Raw genomic sequence first — 2,377 nt, forward strand, 5'->3', positions numbered from 1 at the left:
CCTATACGCTGCTCATCCCCAATCTGCGCGACTTCTCGAAGGAAATGGGTGGCGTCACGGTCGACCTCATCAGCGCCGAGTTTGTCTTGGGACATGCGCTAGCGCATCGGGCGTCGTGGAGTCACGAAACTTCCAAATCTTCGGAATAAACGACCACACCTTCGCACTCTTCCGCCAGTAAGTACACCAAGGGCTTTCGCATCGTCGCGATGACAAAGCGAGAATGGGTAACGATTTTGTCGTAATCCAATGGTCGATCCCTAGATTTACAGATCTGCTGATCGTTTCGTATTACGCTTTTATAGCGAAAGTCACTTCCGTCATATAGGGTTGACATAAAAGTCCGTCTCTGGAATACTTGTGAAATATCCCCGTAAGTCGTTCAATAACCTGCTCTCGCCCGGCTCGTATGGCGGACCTCTGTATCAGATTCGACGAGAAGCTGAGCGCGAGGAAATCGGGAAGCGCTGAGTTGAGATCCCAATACCATCGGCGAACGCGTACGTCTTTGAAGCGCTGGTCGTCTGATAGCTCAGCTGCAAAATCGACCGCAGCGTATGTACCCCGTGCTGTTGTGACGGTTCCACAACTATATTCTGGTGTACATGCTTCGACCAAATCATGGTACGCGAGCAATGCGTCACTCTTCCACCAACAATGTTTGTTGTGAAGAATGATAACGAGACCATTTTTCTGCAGGCTTCGAGTGGCGCCGGCGTAAAATTTGTCGCGTTGGAAGCGATGTGCTGCGGCCGCTGCCGCGACCACCGATAGAGAATCCGAACCGAATGGCAACTCCTCAGCAGTCGCTACTCGATACTCTATGTCCAATGCCGACGGCGTCGCCTTCTTCGCAACCCGGACCATGTCATCATTGGGATCTATGCCGATAACAGGCATCGTGGAGAGTTCATGGGCGAGAACTCTCGTGAAAACGCCTGTTCCACAGCCAACATCAACGACCGGACTTGACAGGCTATATTGTTCGAGATGTGATCGAACCGCCTTCGCAACATCTGTCGGGTAGCTTGGCCGTGCGCGATCATAGTTTTCTCCCTCGCCGGTGAACTCGTCCCAGGGCCGGTCTAACGTCACATTGATCCCATTCATCATCTGCTTCTTCCTCGATTGCCTCTTCTCGTCTTTACTTGCCCACGATGCTTCCCTTTCCGCAGAAGGCGTGACGCGGACCTACCTGTCATGGTTTTTTCCTTATCGCGGTGCCACCGCGGTATGAATGCCGGTCGGCAGCTTCCGCCGCTTGGCACCGCAGGCAGCAAGACTCGTGCCAACTTGGGTGATCAAGCCGAAGATAGAAGATGAAATGTTATGGTTGGCTTTCAGCTATTTAGCCGCGCGGCAAAAAGGAAAGGGCTTCAACAAGTCCTGTAGGCAACCCGACAAACCGACGGCAGTGCACCCCTCACATGAGAATAACTGAGCCAAGGGCGTATGTCGCGAATGCCGCATTGTCATAACAATAGCGACTGAATCCGCCCCATCGATCGCCGCCAAGCTTGTGTAGTAGCCCGCTCCGCCTATGCGCAGTTCCTGTCGGTGGCATAGGACCCTGGCGCCTGGGTGGGGGGGTGCTGTCAAGCCACCAGACTCGATCCATGCCAACGCTGGCCAAAACTTGAATGTTCGCCATCTTATGCTTTCCGTGCCTCTTTGAGGTCGTAGGCGCCGCCAAGTAGGCGCTTCGCCCTCAGTATAGAGGGCCATCCTGCTCGGAAGCGATGTGCAAACTCGAAGTTAGCGAGTTCGTCATCACCAACCAGTTCGTGCGGCCATCGCGGCACACCTGTCGGGTTTCAATAACGCCGATGCAGATCAATCTTGTTCCGATCCATTAAGCTCTTGATTGTAGTTTCTCGACGTTCGGGTTAGAAGAAGGAGACGGACATCTGATCACGCTCGCCCAACTTCGAAAGGATGTCGCGCAGCGTGAACTTCACCTCGGAAAGCTCCTGCTCTGACAGGAAATGCGACTCGATTAACTTGCGGTCCAGGGTCCAGATTGAATCTTTCGGAAGCGGATCGATGCCGTAGCGCGGGATGATATTCCAATGCACATGAGCGAAAGAATTGCCGAAGAATGCGACGTTCATTTTCTTCGCGCCAAAAGCGGTCTGCACCGCCTCGGCGACCATCGCCATTTCTAGGAGATGCTTCGAGCGAATATCGATCGGCAGATCATGAAGTTCGCGCGCCTTCCGTTTCGCGGAAAAAAAGCAATAGCCTTTGAAATATTGCCGATTTCGGCTGAGCGAGACAATGCCCGTCTGAAGCTCGGCAATAAATTGGCGCTCGTCCGCATTGTCGATCGAGCGCAGGATTTCCTGCCGGGAGTAGATTTCATCGACCATTGCACGTT

The 2,377-nt window shown here is 53.3% G+C and carries 2 protein-coding genes; both read right to left on the reverse strand.

The window, feature by feature from the left end; translation table 11 throughout:
• Positions 1 to 291: 291 nt before the first annotated feature.
• The gene (locus ACWGS9_RS34580) at positions 292 to 1,113 is read right to left on the reverse strand and encodes a class I SAM-dependent methyltransferase (RefSeq protein WP_454509407.1); all 822 of its coding nucleotides are present in this window, start codon (positions 1,111 to 1,113) and stop codon (positions 292 to 294) included.
• Between the two features lie 773 nt (positions 1,114 to 1,886).
• On the reverse strand, positions 1,887 to 2,377 hold a 491-nt coding region (locus ACWGS9_RS34585), incomplete at its 5' end, for an HIT family protein (protein ID WP_454509408.1).

The organism is Mesorhizobium sp. Arg314 (genome assembly GCF_053714275.1).

Bases quoted from the DNA above. Each gene is read 5' to 3' on its own strand.
- ACWGS9_RS34580 (WP_454509407.1), bottom strand. From the start codon at position 1,113: ATGATGAATGGGATCAATGTGACGTTAGACCGGCCCTGGGACGAGTTC.